At 71.5% G+C, this 15,125-nt stretch carries 13 protein-coding genes, 5 tRNA genes and 1 pseudogene; 15 read left to right on the plus strand and 4 right to left on the minus strand.

The window, feature by feature from the left end; all coding sequences use genetic code 11:
* Positions 1 to 1,969 (minus strand): sensor histidine kinase (locus tag ACQRUO_RS24925; RefSeq protein ID WP_428318286.1); only part of this gene is annotated, 1,969 nt, incomplete at its 3' end.
* A gap of 815 nt (positions 1,970 to 2,784) precedes the next feature.
* Here ACQRUO_RS24925 and ACQRUO_RS24930 point away from each other — a divergent pair.
* The 8 genes from ACQRUO_RS24930 (at position 2,785) to ACQRUO_RS24965 (ending at position 6,239) form a co-directional block, all read left to right on the plus strand.
* Positions 2,785 to 3,006: a hypothetical protein gene (locus ACQRUO_RS24930; RefSeq protein WP_428318287.1), complete on the plus strand. Its 222-nt coding sequence runs from the start codon at positions 2,785 to 2,787 to the stop codon at positions 3,004 to 3,006.
* Between the two features lie 147 nt (positions 3,007 to 3,153).
* On the plus strand, positions 3,154 to 3,954 hold the full coding sequence (locus tag ACQRUO_RS24935) for a fumarylacetoacetate hydrolase family protein (RefSeq protein ID WP_428318288.1): 801 nt from the start codon (positions 3,154 to 3,156) through the stop codon (positions 3,952 to 3,954).
* A 10-nt stretch (positions 3,955 to 3,964) separates the two neighbouring features.
* Entirely contained in the window at positions 3,965 to 5,464 is a 1,500-nt protein-coding gene (gene gltX / locus ACQRUO_RS24940) for a glutamate--tRNA ligase (RefSeq protein WP_428318289.1), read from the plus strand.
* Between the two features lie 213 nt (positions 5,465 to 5,677).
* Positions 5,678 to 5,749: transfer RNA gene (locus ACQRUO_RS24945), tRNA-Gln, on the plus strand.
* A gap of 52 nt (positions 5,750 to 5,801) precedes the next feature.
* A tRNA-Glu gene (locus ACQRUO_RS24950) sits at positions 5,802 to 5,874 on the plus strand.
* A gap of 30 nt (positions 5,875 to 5,904) precedes the next feature.
* A tRNA-Glu gene (locus ACQRUO_RS24955) sits at positions 5,905 to 5,980 on the plus strand.
* A 67-nt stretch (positions 5,981 to 6,047) separates the two neighbouring features.
* A tRNA-Glu gene (locus tag ACQRUO_RS24960) sits at positions 6,048 to 6,123 on the plus strand.
* Positions 6,124 to 6,167: 44 nt separating this feature from the next.
* Positions 6,168 to 6,239 (plus strand) — tRNA-Gln (locus ACQRUO_RS24965).
* Positions 6,240 to 6,405: 166 nt separating this feature from the next.
* On the opposite strand, the gene ACQRUO_RS24970 is transcribed toward ACQRUO_RS24965, so the two are convergent.
* A complete protein-coding gene (locus ACQRUO_RS24970; RefSeq protein WP_035845980.1) occupies positions 6,406 to 7,119 on the minus strand; it encodes an IclR family transcriptional regulator in 714 nt (237 codons plus the stop codon).
* 150 nt (positions 7,120 to 7,269) lie between these two features.
* Here ACQRUO_RS24970 and leuC point away from each other — a divergent pair, with 150 nt between their 5' ends.
* The 4 genes and pseudogenes from leuC to ACQRUO_RS24990 all read left to right on the plus strand — a co-directional run.
* A complete protein-coding gene (leuC, locus tag ACQRUO_RS24975) occupies positions 7,270 to 8,691 on the plus strand; it encodes a 3-isopropylmalate dehydratase large subunit (protein WP_428318290.1) in 1,422 nt (473 codons plus the stop codon).
* A 5-nt stretch (positions 8,692 to 8,696) separates the two neighbouring features.
* Positions 8,697 to 9,293: a 3-isopropylmalate dehydratase small subunit gene (leuD, locus tag ACQRUO_RS24980; protein WP_428318291.1), complete on the plus strand. Its 597-nt coding sequence runs from the start codon at positions 8,697 to 8,699 to the stop codon at positions 9,291 to 9,293.
* Positions 9,294 to 9,600: 307 nt separating this feature from the next.
* The gene (locus tag ACQRUO_RS24985) at positions 9,601 to 9,948 is read left to right on the plus strand and encodes a hypothetical protein (RefSeq protein ID WP_428318292.1); all 348 of its coding nucleotides are present in this window, start codon (positions 9,601 to 9,603) and stop codon (positions 9,946 to 9,948) included.
* Positions 9,949 to 10,081: 133 nt separating this feature from the next.
* Positions 10,082 to 10,678 (plus strand): annotated as a pseudogene (locus tag ACQRUO_RS24990) (HU family DNA-binding protein); the annotation flags it as partial.
* Positions 10,679 to 10,696: 18 nt separating this feature from the next.
* Here the strand turns inward: ACQRUO_RS24990 and ACQRUO_RS24995 are convergent.
* Both ACQRUO_RS24995 and cofC read right to left on the minus strand, forming a co-directional pair.
* A complete protein-coding gene (locus ACQRUO_RS24995; protein ID WP_428318312.1) occupies positions 10,697 to 10,927 on the minus strand; it encodes a hypothetical protein in 231 nt (76 codons plus the stop codon).
* Between the two features lie 70 nt (positions 10,928 to 10,997).
* The gene (cofC, locus tag ACQRUO_RS25000) at positions 10,998 to 11,684 is read right to left on the minus strand and encodes a 2-phospho-L-lactate guanylyltransferase (protein WP_428318293.1); all 687 of its coding nucleotides are present in this window, start codon (positions 11,682 to 11,684) and stop codon (positions 10,998 to 11,000) included.
* 248 nt (positions 11,685 to 11,932) lie between these two features.
* Here cofC and ACQRUO_RS25005 point away from each other — a divergent pair, with 248 nt between their 5' ends.
* The 3 genes from ACQRUO_RS25005 (at position 11,933) to ACQRUO_RS25015 (ending at position 15,000) form a co-directional block, all read left to right on the plus strand.
* The gene (locus ACQRUO_RS25005; protein WP_428318294.1) at positions 11,933 to 12,778 is read left to right on the plus strand and encodes a lysophospholipid acyltransferase family protein; all 846 of its coding nucleotides are present in this window, start codon (positions 11,933 to 11,935) and stop codon (positions 12,776 to 12,778) included.
* The gene (locus ACQRUO_RS25010) at positions 12,775 to 13,776 is read left to right on the plus strand and encodes an NAD(P)H-dependent glycerol-3-phosphate dehydrogenase (protein WP_428318295.1); all 1,002 of its coding nucleotides are present in this window, start codon (positions 12,775 to 12,777) and stop codon (positions 13,774 to 13,776) included. The genes ACQRUO_RS25005 and ACQRUO_RS25010 overlap by 4 nt, the downstream gene beginning before the upstream one ends.
* Before the next feature lie 81 nt (positions 13,777 to 13,857).
* A complete protein-coding gene (locus tag ACQRUO_RS25015) occupies positions 13,858 to 15,000 on the plus strand; it encodes a D-alanine--D-alanine ligase family protein (protein ID WP_428318296.1) in 1,143 nt (380 codons plus the stop codon).
* The last annotated feature ends 125 nt before the right edge of the window (positions 15,001 to 15,125 follow it).

Below are 15,125 nucleotides of genomic sequence, written 5' to 3' on the forward strand. Positions count from 1 at the left end.
GGGTCGGCGCGGCGCCGCGCCGACCGCCGGTCGGCGGTTGCTGCTGCTGGCCGGGGCGCGAGGGGCGCCGCTCGCCCGAGTTGGTGACGTCGGTCGGCAGCATGACCAGCGCGGTGGTGCCGCCGGAGTCGCTGGGGCGCAGCTGGATCCGGATGCCGTGGCGCAGCGAGAGGCGGCCGACCACGAAGAGGCCCATGCGGCGGGAGACCGAGACGTCCACCGTGGGCGGGTTGGCCAGGCGCTCGTTGATCTCGGCCAGGTCGTCGGGGGAGAGGCCGATGCCGGTGTCGTGGATCTCGACCAGCACCCGGCCGTCCGGCAGCGCGTGGCCGGTGACCCGGACCCGGGTCTGCGGGCTGGAGAACGAGGTGGCGTTCTCCAACAGCTCGGCGAGCAGGTGGACGAGGTCGTTGACCACGCGGCCGGCCACGTCGGCGGACGGCACGGTGGCGAGCTCGATGCGCTCGTACTGCTCCACCTCGGAGGCGGCGGCGCGCAGCACGTCGACCAGCGGGACCGGGCGGGTCCACCGGCGGCCCGGGTCCTCACCCGCGAGGACCAGCAGGTTCTCGCCGTTGCGGCGCATGCGGGTGGCCAGGTGGTCCAGCTTGAAGAGGCTGGCCAGCTGGTCGGGGTCGGCCTCGCGGCTCTCCAGCTCGGAGATCAGCGACAGCTGGCGCTGGATGAGGCCCTGGCTGCGGCGCGAGAGGTTGGTGAACATCGAGTTGATGTTGCCGCGCAGCAGCGCCTGCTCGGCCGCGAGGCGGACCGCCTCCTTGTGCACCATGTCGAACGCGTGTGCCACGTGGCCGATCTCGTCGGCCGAGTCGACGCCGACCGGTTCCACCGTGACGTCGACGTCGTGCGGGTCGTTCTCGGAGAGGGTCTTGACCAGCTCGGGCAGCCGCCGCTCGGCGACGTCCTCGGCCGCGTTCTGCAGCGTGGTCAGCGAGCGCACCATCGAGCGGGCCACCAGGGCGGCGCCGAGGGCGGCGACCAGCAGCACCAGGGCGACCACGACGCTGTTGATGATCACGTCGTTGTCGGCCTGCGCCTGCAGCGACTGGGCCTTGGCCTTGAGCTCCTCGAGCAGCTGGCTCTCGATCGCGCGGTCGGCGTCGATCCGGACGCTGGCCTGCTCGTACCAGTCCTCGTAGGTGCGCGGGTCGGCCTGCCGGATGCCGTTCTGGGTCAGCACCTGGCTGGCGTAGCGGTCGGCCAGCGCGATGTTGGTGTTGTACGTCTGCCGGGCGCGCAGCTTCAGCGCGGCGCTGGTGCCGTAGATCGCGTTGAAGTTGGCGACCGAGTTGGAGTACGCGGTGCGCAGACGCAGGCCGAAGCTCTCGTCCGAGGTGGTCATGTCGGGGTTGGGGAGGCGGGCGAGCGCGGCGCTGATCAGCGCGCGCTGCTCGGAGCTCGCCTCCTTCTCCTCGGAGAACTGCTCCAGCGCCCGGGTGGCCTTGACCAGCTCGGGGTTGGAGGAGGCGAGCGCGATGTCCTGGCTGATCGACAGCAGATCCTTGATGATCGTGTCGTAGCTGGTGACCGTCGCCTCGATGTTGTCCGGGTTGCTGTAGGCGTCGGTCCGCGTGGTGGAGAGCAGCTCCATGTCGGTGCGGACCTGCATCAGCAGCGAGTTGCCACCGGCCAGGTCCATGCCGTCGAAGCTGTCGGCGCGCGAGTTGTACGCCTTGCTGGCCGCGTCGGTCGCGTTGCGGGCGTTGGTGACCTGGTCGTTCGGCGTGGTCGGCTTCTGGGTGAGCGGGCCGGCGCTGATGTCGCGCTCGGTCTGCAGCGCGTCGGCGAGCGCGGTGGCCTTGACCGCGAGGTCGCTCAGGTTGCTCATCTGGGCGAGCTGCTGCGAGCTCTGCACGGCGTTGTTGATGCTCTGACCGCCGAAGACCAGCGCGACCACCACGGGGAGCAGCAGCAGCGCGATCAGTCGGGTCCGGATGCGCCAGTTGCGCATCCGGAGGCGGTTGAAGCCGGTGGCCCGGCGGCGGGCCAGCGAGCCGCGCAGCCGTGCGCGTCCGCCCTGGCGCTCTTCGCCGCCGTCCTCGTCGAGGTCGGGTCCGACCTCGGATTCCCCACGCGTCGGCCGGTCACCCGTCAGGGCGTCCGGCTCCGACTGGTGGGCGGCACCCAGGGGCTCCGGCGCATCAGGCTGGCCTGCCGCGGCGCCGCTACCCCTCTTGAAACGTCCCTGCACTGGCGTCGCAACCTCTGGACCGGGCGCCCCTCCGCGTTGCCGAGACGGGGCGGTGTCGAGTTTCGATTTCGGCAGACCCGGCCGTTCCGGGAATGCACGCGGGCCGCCGTGGGTAGCTCCTGTAGCACTGCGCCGGGCCCGAGGGGCGGTCGGTGGATCGCGCTTCGCGGCGCTCGCGGTGCCAGGGAGGTCTCCTCCGGGCGGTTCGTGGCATTCCAGCACAGCGATGGCACTCCAACAAGGGGCGGGGTGGACGCTGGGACGGGGCTACCGAGTGCGCGTGGCGGCTCACGGACGGTGCGACGTCGGCCGTGAATACGGCCCTTTTCGGACACTTGACGGCCCGAGGCCCCGAACGCGCTGCTCGGACGGGTTTCCGGTTTGCGTAGTACTTCGGGTTTGTCGGAATTTACTTCTTGGGTGAAATATCCAATATGCGGGCCTTGGCGCCGAAATTGTGAGCAAACTCACAGCGCAATGTGTAGCTTTGGTCACGGCGTCTGTGGAATGAGGTCCCATACGCTGGCTCACCGAACCCCGCCTCCGGCACACCCTGAATAGAAGGTGCAGATCCGATGTCCCAGAGCCCGGCCAAGTCGGTCAGCAAGTCGACGCTCGTTCCCCGTTCGACGGCGAACCCGCGCCGCACGACCCTGGCCTCGGTCGAGGACTTCAGCCAGCTCCCCGGCGCCCGCGACGCCAAGCAGCCGGTGGAGTACGCGACCGACCTGCCGCGCAGCACCGCCAACCCGCGCCGCACCGTGCTGATGAAGGTGCCGGAGCAGGCGCAGGCCTGAGCGAGCGAAATCCGCCGGCCGCGGCCCCGCCGCGGGCCCGGCCGGCGTCCCGAGGGCGCCGTCACCGCTGGTGGCGGCGCCCTCGCCGGTTGACCGGGCGATAGCCTGGAGCCCAATCGACACAGCGCCCCGAGAGGTTTCCCAGCCGTGCGTATTGCCAGGTTCTCTGTTCGGGAAGGGGGCGCTGCCGCCGGCTCCGTCTCCTTCGGTGTGGTCGAGGGCGATGCCGCCCAGCCGGAGTCGCTGGTGGTGCACGCGATCGCGGGCCACCCGTTCGGCACCCCGCAGCCGACCGGGGAGAGCTACCGGATCGACCAGGTCCGCCTGCTCACCCCGATGCTGCCCAGCAAGATCGTCGCGGTCGGCCGCAACTACGCGGCGCACGCCGCCGAACTGGGCAACCAGGTCCCCGACGTGCCGCTCACCTTCTTCAAGCCGTCCACCTCGGTGATCGGCCCCACCGAGTCGATCGCCTACCCGCCGTTCTCCACCGACGTGCAGCACGAGGCGGAGCTGGCCGTGGTGATCGGCCGGATGTGCCGCGAGGTCCCGCTGGACCGGGTGCCGGAGGTGGTCTTCGGCTACACCTGCGCCAACGACGTCACCGCGCGCGACGTCCAGCGGCGCGAGGGGCAGTGGGCCCGGGCCAAGGGCTTCGACACCGCCTGCCCGCTCGGCCCGTGGATCGAGACCGAGCTGGACCTGTCGGACCTGGCCGTCACCTGCACGGTCAACGGCGAGCTGCGGCAGAGCGGACGCACCTCCCAGATGGTCCGCGGGGTCCCCGAGCTGATCGCGCACATCTCCGAGGCCATGACGCTGCTGCCCGGCGACGTCATCCTCACGGGTACTCCGGCGGGCGTCGGCCCGCTGAACGTCGGCGACGAGGTCGCCGTCTCCATCGAGGGCATCGGCACCCTCGCCAACCAGGTCATCAAGCGAAACTGAGGCTGTAAGCGTGGTTACCCCTGACCCGGCCGTCCGGGTTCGATTCTGTCCGTCGCCGACCGGCAACCCGCACGTGGGCCTGGTCCGCACCGCCCTGTTCAACTGGGCCTTCGCCCGCCACCACGGCGGCACCCTGGTGTTCCGGATCGAGGACACCGACGCGGCCCGCGACTCCGAGGAGTCCTACGGCCAGCTGCTGGACGCCATGCGCTGGCTGGGCTTCGACTGGGACGAGGGCCCGGAGGTCGGCGGCCCGCACGCGCCGTACCGGCAGTCGCAGCGGATGGACGTCTACGCCGACGTGGCCCGCCGGCTGCACGAGGCCGGTCACGCCTACGAGTGCTTCTGCAGCGCCGAGGAGCTGGAGGCCCGCCGGGACGCGGCCCGCGCGGCCGGCCTGCCCTCCGGCTACGACGGCCTGTGCCGCACGCTGACCGACGAGCAGAAGGCGATCTTCCGGGCCGAGGGCCGCGAGCCGATCCTGCGGTTCCGGATGCCCGACACCACCATCGTCTTCGAGGACCTGGTCCGCGGCACGCTGAGCTTCGAGCCCAAGGACGTGCCGGACTACGGCATCGTCCGGGCCAACGGCGCCCCGCTCTACACCCTGGTCAACCCGGTGGACGACGCCCTGATGGGCATCACCCACGTGCTGCGCGGCGAGGACCTGCTCTCCTCCACGCCCCGTCAGATCGCGCTGTACGCCGCGCTGGCGGAGATCGGCGTGGGCACCGGAGCCACCCCGAAGTTCGGCCACCTGCCGTACGTGATGGGCGAGGGCAACAAGAAGCTCTCCAAGCGCGACCCGCAGGCCAGCCTCAACCTCTACCGGGAGCGCGGCTTCCTGCCCGAGGGCCTGCTCAACTACCTGGCCCTGCTGGGCTGGTCGCTGGCCGAGGACCGGGACCGGTTCTCCATGGCGGAGATGGTCGAGGCCTTCGACATCGCCAAGGTGAACGCCAACCCGGCCCGCTTCGACCTGAAGAAGTGCGAGTCGATCAACGGCGACCACCTGCGGCTGCTCGAGCCGGCGGACTTCGCCGGCCGGCTGGTGCCGTACCTGCAGGCGGCCGGCCTGCTGCCGGCCGAGCCGACCGCCGCGCAGCGCGAGCTGCTGGCGAAGGCCGCGCCGCTGACCCAGGAGCGCATGGTGGTGCTCTCCGAGGTGGTCGACATGCTCGGCTTCCTGTTCGTCGCGCCCGAGGCCTTCGCGGTCGACGCGGCGGACGCCGCCAAGGTGCTCACCGCGGACGCCCGCCCGGTCCTGGCGGCCGGCATCACGGCGCTGGAGGAGCTCTCGGACTTCACCCCGGAGCCGATCCAGGCCGCGCTGCGCGAGGCGCTGGTGGAGGGCCTGGGCATCAAGCCCAAGTTCGCCTTCACCCCGCTGCGGGTGGCCGTGACCGGCCGGCGGATCTCGCCGCCGCTCTTCGAGTCGATGGAGCTGCTCGGCCGGCCCGAGGTGCTGCGCCGCATGCAGGCCGCCCTGGACGGGCTCCCGCAGGCCTGATGGCCTGTCGGGCCTGGTCGCCGCAGCCGCCGTGACCAGGCCCGACCCCCGGCCTGCGGTTATCGATTTTGGAGCGGGGCCACGTGTCGGGTAATGTTCTTTCTGCGCCGCCCGGGAGGGCAACGGCGAGGGACCAGAAGCCTCACCGAGAACCTACCGACCGGATCACGACGCGATCATCGGGCAAGACCCCCGCGAGGGGTTGAGTTCTGATGGGGTATGGTGTAATTGGCAGCACGAGTGATTCTGGTTCATTTAGTCTAGGTTCGAGTCCTGGTACCCCAGCGCAGTACAGCAAGTCCCGTACGATTCCGTACCAGACAAGCGAATACAGCAAGCCCCCGTTGTGTAGCGGCCTAGCACGCTGCCCTCTCACGGCAGTAGCGCCGGTTCGAATCCGGTCGGGGGTACGCAATGCAGAAGTGAATTGCATAGCAGGAGCCCCCGTTGTGTAGCGGCCTAGCACGCTGCCCTCTCACGGCAGTAGCGCCGGTTCGAATCCGGTCGGGGGTACCAGATCCTTCACCAGCCACCATCCGGTTGCCCTCGCGGCCCGGAGGCGGCCAAGCAGGATCGCCAGTTTGCCCCCGTTGTGTAGCGGCCTAGCACGCTGCCCTCTCACGGCAGTAGCGCCGGTTCGAATCCGGTCGGGGGTACCAGGCAGTTCGGCCGGTGGTCTAAAAACCATCGGCTTGATTGCTGTTGGGATATGGTGTAATTGGCAGCACGAGTGATTCTGGTTCATTTAGTCTAGGTTCGAGTCCTGGTATCCCAGCTTTCGAAGGCCCCGGTTGATCCGGGGCCTTTCTGCTTTTCCGGGCACCGGTGGCCTCTGCCGGTGGCCCGTCCCGGCGGATGTGTGCACTCCGGGGGCGCACGCAGCGGGCCGCGCACCGGGATCCCGGTGCGCGGCCCGTGGGGCGATCGGGCGCGGCGTCTGGTCAGCCGCGCCGGAGGGCATCCGTGAGGCGGTTGGCGGCCTCGATGATGGCCTGGGCGTGCAACCGCCCAGGGTGCCGGGTGAGCCGCTCGATGGGTCCGGAGACCGAGACGGCGGCCACCACGCGGTTGGAGGGCCCGCGGACCGGCGCGGAGACCGAGGCGACGCCCGGCTCCCGCTCCCCGATCGACTGGGCCCAGCCGCGGCGTCGGACGCCGCTGAGCGCGGTGGCGGTGAAGCGCGCGCCCTGCAGGCCCCGGTGGAGCCGTTCCGGCTCCTCCCAGGCGAGCAGGACCTGCGCGGCCGAGCCGGCCTTCATCGGCAGGGTGCTGCCGACCGGGACGGTGTCCCGCAGGCCGGAGAGCCGCTCGGCGGCGGCGACGCAGATCCGCATCTCGCCCTGCCGGCGGTAGAGCTGTGCGCTCTCGCCGGTGACGTCGCGCAGGTGGGTCAGGACCGGGCCCGCGGTGGCGAGCAGCCGGTCCTCGCCCGCCGCGGCGGAGAGTTCGGCAAGTCGGGGGCCGAGGATGAATCGGCCCTGCATGTCCCTGGTGACCAGGCGGTGGTGTTCCAAAGCGACGGCGAGTCGGTGGGCCGTGGGCCGCGCCAAGCCGGTGGCGGCGACCAGCCCCGCCAACGTGGCGGGGCCCGACTCCAGTGCACTGAGCACCAGAGCGGCCTTGTCGAGAACGCCGACGCCGCTAGTGTTGTCCATACGTCGATACTGCAGTCTCAGTGGGCGAGACGCAAGTTCAATCTTCCGAGAAAAGCGCCACCCTGGAGGAGCAGCCCGGGCGAATCGCCCGGGAACGGGCACCCCAACGACACGATCAGGCCGGCAGAGCGGCCGGCTGGAGGGAACGCGATGGGACGGACACTCGCAGAGAAGGTCTGGGACGACCACGTGGTGCGGCGCGCGGAGGGCGAGCCCGACCTGCTCTACATCGACCTGCACCTGCTCCACGAGGTGACCAGCCCGCAGGCCTTCGACGGCCTGCGGCTGGCCGGCCGCAAGGTCCGGCGGACCGATCTGACGATCGCGACCGAGGACCACAACACCCCCACCCTCGACATCGACAAGCCCATCGCCGACCCGGTCTCCAAGGTGCAGCTGGAGACGCTGCGCCGCAACGCGGCCGAGTTCGGGGTCCGGATCCACTCGCTGGGCGACGTCGAGCAGGGCGTTGTCCACGTAGTGGGACCGCAGCTGGGACTGACCCAGCCCGGCACGACCGTGGTCTGCGGCGACTCCCACACCTCCACGCACGGCGCGTTCGGCGCGCTGGCCTTCGGCATCGGCACCAGCCAGGTGGAGCACGTGCTGGCCACCCAGACGCTGCCGCTGGCGCCGTTCAAGACGATGGCGATCACCGTCGAGGGCGAGCTGCCGGAGGGCGTGACCGCCAAGGACCTGATCCTGGCGATCATCACCAGGATCGGCACCGGTGGCGGCCAGGGCTACGTCCTGGAGTACCGCGGCTCGGCCATCCGCGGGCTCTCCATGGAGGCCCGGATGACCATCTGCAACATGTCCATCGAGGCGGGCGCCCGGGCCGGCATGATCGCCCCGGACCGGACCACCTTCGACTACCTGCAGGGGCGCCCGCACGCCCCGCAGGGCGCGGACTGGGACGAGGCCGTCGCCTACTGGCAGACCCTGGCCACCGACGAGGACGCGGTCTTCGACGCCGAGGTCTTCATCGACGCCTCCGAGCTGACCCCGTTCGTCACCTGGGGCACCAACCCGGGCCAGGGCGCGCCGCTGGGCGCCTCGGTGCCGGACCCGGCCTCCTTCGCCGACCCGCAGGAGCGGGCGGCCGCCGAGAACGCGCTGGCCTACATGGGCCTGACCGCCGGCACCCCGCTGCGCGAGGTGGCGGTGGACGCGGTCTTCGTCGGCTCCTGCACCAACGGCCGGATCGAGGACCTGCGGGCCGCCGCCGCCATCCTGGACGGCCGCAAGGTCGCCGACGGCGTGCGGATGCTGGTGGTCCCCGGCTCGGTCCGGGTCGCGCTGCAGGCCATCGAGGAGGGCCTGGACAAGGTCTTCACCGCGGCCGGCGCCGAGTGGCGGCACGCGGGCTGCTCGATGTGCCTGGGCATGAACCCCGACCAGCTGGCCCCGGGCGAGCGCTGCGCCTCGACCTCCAACCGCAACTTCGAGGGTCGCCAGGGCAAGGGCGGCCGCACCCACCTGGTCTCCCCTCAGGTCGCCGCCGCCACCGCGGTGCTGGGCCGGCTCGCCGCGCCCGCCGACCTGCCGTCCGACGTCGCCCTGGAGGTCTGAGCGCGATGGAGAAGTTCACCACCCACACCGGCCGGGCCGTTCCGCTGCGCCGCAGCAATGTCGACACCGACCAGATCATCCCCGCCCATTGGCTCAAGAAGGTCACTCGCTCGGGTTTCGAGGACGGCTTGTTCGAAGCTTGGCGCAAGGACGAGTCGTTCATCCTCAACCGGCCCGAGCGACAGGGCGCCACGGTCCTGGTGGCCGGGCCCGAGTTCGGCACCGGTTCGTCCCGCGAGCACGCGGTCTGGGCGCTGCAGAACTACGGTTTCCAGGCCGTGATCTCCTCCCGGTTCGCCGATATCTTCCGCGGGAACTCGCTGAAGAACGGGCTGCTCACCGTGGTTCTGCCGCAGCCGACGGTGGAGCTGCTGTGGGCGCTGACCGAGGCCGACCCGACCGCCGAGATCACCGTTGACCTGCAGTCCCGCGAGGTGCGTGCGCAGGGGATCACCGCCGCATTCGAGCTGGACGAGAACGTGCGCTGGCGGCTGTTGAACGGTCTGGACGACATCAGCATCACGCTGCAGAACGCTGATGACATCGCCGCCTTCGAGGCCGGCCGGCCCGCCCACAAGCCGCGCACCCAGCCGGTCACCTGATCGTCCGCATCGATTTCGTTCGACCGATGGCCCGCTCCCTTCCCGGGGGGCGGGCCTTCGTCATTGCCGCTGCGGGAGGGGCGAGTCGGGGCGCGGCCGGGGCCGGTGCGGCGCCCGGGCGGGGCCCGGGTCGGGTGGGGGCGCCGGCCCGGGGAACGGCCGGATCCGGGGCCGGTTCGTCGCGGGGGGGAGTTCCGCCCTGACGGTGCGTGTTGACAGTGCGTGAGGCGGGGCAAGATACGCCCTGGATTTAGCCGTAAGACGGGGCCGACGCGTCGCAACTCCGAACGGATGGCACAATCAAGTCATGCACCGGCACCATGAACCTCCGTACGCGGGCGGCGATCCCGCGTCGGCGGAGTTCACGGCCCGGGAAGCCGAGAGTCGAATTGACGATCGGCCGGACGTCGACACCTCAGCCGCTGAGGGACCGGACGACCCGGAAGTCGAGGCGCTCTACGCTCTTGTCGCAGAGCGGTTGAAGCAGGCTCACGCCCGCGTGCACGCGCTGCACGTGTCCGCGGAAGCAAAGACCGCTCTGACCCGGCAGCTGTTGATCGTCACCGAGACCGCCAAGCGCGATCTCCCGGCGGCGGCACGGCGGTTGAGTCGCTTTGTGCAGGACCTCGACGAGGGGCGCCCACCGCTCGGTTGAGGGAGCAGACGCGCAAATCCATTGCGACACTAGGGTGATTCGCGCGTTTGGTAATTGAAAGTCCGCAAATACATGCCTAACGTGCGAATTGAACGGATGGAATCATCCGGCGCCCGTTTCTGAAGGGGAAGACGTGAACAAGGCTCAGCTTGTCGAAGCGGTGGCCGAGCAGCTGGGTGGTCGCAAGGCTGCCGCAGAGGCCGTCGACGCAGTGCTCGACACCATGGTGCGTGCCGTTGTGGCCGGTGACCGGGTCTCGGTCACCGGGTTCGGCACCTTCGAGAAGGTGGAGCGCTCCGCGCGCTTCGCCCGCAACCCGCAGACCGGTGAGCGGGTCAAGGTCAAGAAGACCTCGGTGCCCCGCTTCCGTCCCGGCCAGGGCTTCAAGGACCTGGTCAGCGGCAGCAAGAAGCTGCCGAAGGACGGCCCGTCGGTCAAGAAGGCCCCCAAGGGTTCGCTGACCCCGGGCAAGAGCGGCACCACCGCCGCCGTGAAGCGGGCCGCCACCAAGCGGGCCGCCGCTGCCGCCGAGGCTCCGGCCGCGGCCAAGAAGGCCGCGGTCAAGAAGACCACCACGGCCAAGGCGGCTGCCACCAAGGCGGCCGCGGCGAAGAAGACCACCACGGCCAAGGCGGCTGCCACCCGGACCACGGCGGCGAAGAAGACCACCACGGCCGCTGCCAAGAAGGCGACCACCGCCAAGACGGCCGCGGCTTCTCCGTCTGTCCGAGCGGGTGGTGACGGGCGGTCAGCCGGCCTGGTCCGCCGCCGGGTCGGGGAAGGTCTGCAGCGTCACGAAGACCACCCGCCGCTGCTCGCCGCTGCCCTCGGTGCGGATCCGCACCCGCTGCCCGGGACGGAGCAGCAGCAGCCGACCGGCGTCGAAGGCGGCCGCGTCGAAGGGCAGCGGGGTGCCGTCGTCGAGCAGCACCGAACCGGTGCGGGTGGCGGGGTCGAAGGTGAACGCGGTGGCCTGCATGCCAGCAGCATAGAGGGGTGGGCCCGCCGGCACCCGCGCGTCTCGTGAAGGGTGCTGCGCGTGGTCGGGCTCAGACCAGCGCCGCTGCCACCGCACGGGTGTGCGGGCCGACCCCGAGCGCCAGCGCCTCCGCGAGGTCGGCCGCGGTGTCCACGTCCCGGCGCACCGAGGGCACGTCGGGCAGCAGCAGTTCGTGCGCCCCGCCGGCCGCGTGCCGCTGCCGGGAGGCGCCGCCGAAGTCCGGGCGGAGCGGCACCCCGGGGGAGCAGGCGAGCAGCGTGGTGCCGGTGCCGGGGGCGTCCGCGAGGAAGGCGCGCGCCCCGGCCGGCACCGCGCCCAGCACCCGGGCCAGCTCGGCCGGGCGCAGCGCCGGCAGGTCGGCCGACAGGGCGGCCAGGGGCGCGCCGGGGCGCAGCCGCCGCGCATGGGCGGCGCCGTGCGTCAGGGCGGGGTTGAGCCCGTCGACCCCGGGCGCCCCGGGCTCGTCGGTCACCAGGTGGGCGCCGAGCGCGGCCAACTGCGCCCCGGCCACCGGGTCGCGGGAGACCACCAGCACCTGGGCCACCAGCGGGCAGGCCAGTGCGGCGGTCACCGTGTCCAGCGCGAAGGCCAGCGCGAGGTCCGGGCGACGGGCGCCGGCGAACGGGTCCAGCCGGCTCTTGGCCCGGGCCAGCGGCTTGACCGGCAGGACCAGGGTCCAGGCGGCCGAGGCACCCCGCGCGGCGGGGAGCGGGGGGCGTACGGTGTGCTGGGTCATCCGCGCCATTCTCGCGTCGGTCGACGGGCTTCGCCAGGGCGCCCGCTGCGGGGCGGAGTCGGCCGGCTGCGGCGTGCGATTGGTCACTCGGAGCCGACCCACCCCGGCCCCTGCTCGACACGGCAGGCCGACCCGACAAGGATGACCAGGGTTCCCGGACCCCGCAGGTCGGGGACACCCGGATGCGATCATGCGATGAATTCCGTCGCGGCACCCCGAGTGCCGCGCGAGACGATGGAGGAGCTGGGGTGGCCCGCCGCTCGTACGCCAGGTTCGGCAACGCCGACTACGGAATCTGGTACCGCTTCGCCGCGGTGCTGGTGAAGCCGGTGACGACCGCGCTGGTCAAGCCCGAGTGGCGCGGTTGGGAGAACTTCCCGAAGGAGGGGGGCTTCCTGACGGTGGTGAACCACAACTCGGTGATCGACCCGGTGGTCTACGCCCACTTCCAGTACAACAGCGGCCGCCCGCCGCGGATCCTGGGCAAGGCCTCCATCTTCAGGGTGCCGTTCATCGGCTTCATGATGCGCAAGACCGGCCAGATCCCGGTCTACCGCGACTCCACCGACGCCGCGCAGGCCTTTCGGGCCGCGATCGACGCGATCGACAACGGCCAGGTGGTGCAGTTCTACCCGGAGGGAACGATCACCCGGGACCCCGACCTGTGGCCGATGACCGGCAAGAGCGGTGCCGCCCGGGTGGCGCTGATGACCGGCGCGCCGGTGATCCCGGTGGCGCACTGGGGCGCGCACGAGATCGTCCCGCCGTACGGCAAGGGACTGGGCGGCAAGCCGGCCAAGGTGAGCCTCTTCCCGCGGCACAAGGTGGTGGTGGCCGCCGGTCCGCCGGTGGACCTGAGCCGCTACCAGGGCCAGGAGCTGACCTCCCAGGTGCTGCGCGAGGCCACCGAGGACATCATGGACGCGATCACCGCGGTGCTCGCCGGCATCCGCGGCGAGCAGCCCCCGGCCGAGCGCTTCGACCTGCGCAAGTCCCGCACCGCCAAGGCCGAGGGCCGCGGCGAGGGCGCCGCGGACGGCGAGGACGCGGCCAGCGGGGACGCGGCCGCCGACGGCAAGGAGGTCGGCCGATGACCCGCTGCGCCGTCTTCGGCACCGGTTCCTGGGGCACCCCGTTCGCGATGATCCTGGCCGAGGCCGGCTGCGAGGTCGCGCTCTGGGGCCGCCGCAAGGAACTGGTCGACACCATCGCCGCCACCCGCACCAACCCCGAGTACCTGCCCGGGGTGGTGCTGCCCGAGTCCGTGGTCCCGACCACCGACGCGGCCGCCGCGCTGGCCGGCGCCGACTTCGCGGTGCTCGCGGTGCCCTCGCAGACGCTGCGCGCCAACCTGGCGGCCTGGAAGCCGCTGATCGGGCCGCAGACCGTGCTGGTCAGCCTGATGAAGGGGATCGAACTCGGCACCGCCAAGCGGATGAGCGAGGTGATCGCCGAGGTCGCCGAGGTCGGTCCCGAGCGGGTCGCGGTGGTCTCCGGCCCGAACCTGGCGCTGGAGATCGCCCAGCGCCAGCCGGCCGCCAGCGTGGTGGCCTGCGTCGACGAGGCCGTCGCCCGGCGGCTCCAGCAGGCCTGCCACACGCCGTACTTCCGGCCCTACACCAACACCGACGTGGTCGGCTGCGAGCTGGGCGGAGCGGTGAAGAACGTGATCGGCCTGGCGGTCGGGATGGCCGACGGGATGGGCCTGGGCGACAACACCAAGGCCACCCTGATGACCCGCGGCCTGGCCGAGACCACCCGGCTCGGGGTGGCGCTCGGCGCCGACCCGTACACCTTCGCCGGCCTGGCCGGGATGGGCGACCTGGTGGCCACCTGTTCCTCGCCGCTCTCCCGCAACCACACCTTCGGCTTCAACCTGGGCAAGGGCATGACCCTGGAACAGGTGATCGCGGCCACCAAGCAGACCGCCGAGGGCGTCAAGTCCTGCGAGTCGGTGCTGGACCTGGCCCGCCGCAACGGGGTCGACATGCCGATCGTGGCGGCGGTGGTGGACGTGGTGCACAACGGGCGGCCCACCCAGGAGGTGCTGAAGAACCTGATGGCCAGGTCGGCGGGGCCCGAGCGGCGCTGACGCCGAACCGGGAGCGCGGCCGACCTGGAACCACAGCGTTACCCGGAACCGAAACATCCGCACGGTAGTCTCACTGTCGATATGAGCATCGAAACGACCTCCCAGAACCAGGCGGCCAAGCCGCGCGTGGCGATCGTCTTCGGCGGCCGCTCCTCCGAGCACGGCGTCTCCGTGGTCACCGCCGCCAGCGTGCTGCGGGCGATCGACCGGACCAAGTACGACGTGCTGCCGGTCGGCATCACCCAGGAGGGCCGCTGGGCGCTGGTCGCCGACGAGCCGGCCCGGATGGCGATCACCGACGGGCGGATGCCCGACGTCGAGCAGGTCGCCGAGTCGGTCGACGGCCAGCTGGCGCTGCCCGCCAGTCCGGCCTCGCGCGAGGTCGTCTGGACCGAGCCCGGTGCCGCGCCCAAGGTGCTCGGCGAGGTCGACGTGGTGCTGCCGCTGCTGCACGGCCCGTGGGGCGAGGACGGCACCCTGCAGGGCCTGCTGGAGCTCTCCGGCGTGCCCTACGTCGGCTCCGGCGTGCTGGCCAGCGCGGTCGGCATGGACAAGGAGTACACCAAGCGGGTGCTGGAGTCCTTCGGGCTCGGCATCGGCCCGTACACCGTGATCCGGCCGCGCGACTGGGAGTCCGAGGCGGGCCGCACGGCGGCCCGCGAGCGGATCGCGGCGCTCGGCCTGCCGGTCTTCGTCAAGCCCTGCCGGGCCGGTTCCAGCATCGGGATCACCAAGGTCAAGGACGTCGCCGAGCTGGACGCGGCGATCGAGGAGGCCCGCCGGCACGACCCCAAGGTGATCGTCGAGGCGATGCTGGAGGGCCGCGAGCTGGAGTGCGCCGTCCTGGAGTTCGAGGACGGCCCGCGGGCCAGCCTGCCGGCCGAGGTGCTGGTCGGCGAGGGCTACGAGTTCTACGACTTCGAGGCCAAGTACATCGACTCCTCCGAGGTGCAGATCCCGGCCCGGCTGACCGAGCAGGAGACCGCGGACATCCGGCAGAAGGCCGTCGAGGCCTTCGAGGCGCTCGGCTGCGAGGGCCTGGCCCGGGTCGACTTCTTCCTGCTCACCGACGGCCGCTGGGTGGTCAACGAGGTCAACACGCTGCCCGGCTTCACCCCGATCTCGGCCTACCCGAAGATGTGGGAGGCCACCGGGGTGCCCTACCCGGAGCTGATCGACCGCCTGCTGCAGGCCGCGCTGCGCCGCTCCACCGGCCTGCGCTGACGCCGGGCCCGGCGACGACCGAGGTGGGGGAAGCAGGAGAGGAGGGGGGAGCAACCGGTAGGTTTGGTGGGGGGGGGGGAGCGGGGGGGGGGGGGAGGTGGGACCAAATCAAGTGGGAGGAGGGA

It is taken from the genome of Kitasatospora sp. LaBMicrA B282, from assembly GCF_050325825.1.
Classification (GTDB): domain Bacteria; phylum Actinomycetota; class Actinomycetes; order Streptomycetales; family Streptomycetaceae; genus Kitasatospora.